The organism is Vibrio sp. 378 (assembly GCF_033339435.1).
In genome coordinates, this window is sequence record NZ_JAWOUO010000289.1 from 1 (window position 1) to 871 (window position 871).

Here is an 871-nt window from a genome sequence, read left to right on the forward strand (position 1 = left end):
ATGGATGATTGGTGCGATAATGTATGTTTTATTGATTGTATTTATTTTATCTTTTTATAGAAGCACCAAAAAGATAGTTAAAATAGCGAAGCTACCAGCGAGCTAAGTTTTAGCATATCAATATTAAGTGCTATGATACCCCTATCAGATTTGCTTTTAGCACAAGATATTAAGAGACAAACCCTATGACATTACCCCCTAAAAAACCAAGAACAAAACCTGCGGAAGAAAGGCTAGATGACCTAATGAACGTATAGGAAGAATAAACGCCCTTTTCACCCAAGTCCAACAGCTTTGGACCGCAGTTGACTCTTTCGACACCCCTGCGATGCAACCCAATCCGGCTGACGGGGAGCCAGCAACGCTGAAAATTTACCCTCCTCTTTCCCACTAGCGGCTCCTTTTCCGACAACCAGCACGGCGGATCCCTGCCGCGGCGCTGTGAACGCAGCATTTTGATTGGTATCGTTGGCCTTCAGGCTCGTCAGTCAAACAGACCCAGGAGCAGCTCAGCCGGTGGCGCCCGGCTTTCGGGTAACGCCCTGGTCCCGCTGGTTTCGGCTTTGTGCTTCAGGTGATCAAGGATCTGCTTGATCACTATAGGGTCTTCAATGCAGGCGATGACTTTCATGGCGCCGCCGCAGCCGCTGCAGGTCTCGATGTCGATATTGAAAACACGCTTGAGCCGTTGCGCCCATGTCATCGACGCTCGCCGTTGTGCTGGTGTTGCCGGTTCATCAGCCACCCTGACCTTGTTGCCCCTGCCCCGTTTTGCCGGCGTGACCAACGCCCGGTGCCGACTGTTGGGTGCGAACACCCCGTGGAAGCGGGTTAGGTTGACTCTGGGCTTCGGTACCAGGGCGGCCAGCCT

1 pseudogene is annotated in these 871 nt (G+C 51.9%); it reads right to left on the minus strand.

Features of this window, described 5'->3' with window-relative positions:
- Positions 1-484: 484 nt before the first annotated feature.
- Positions 485-871 (minus strand): annotated as a pseudogene (locus R7Q48_RS25765) (IS91 family transposase); the annotation flags it as partial.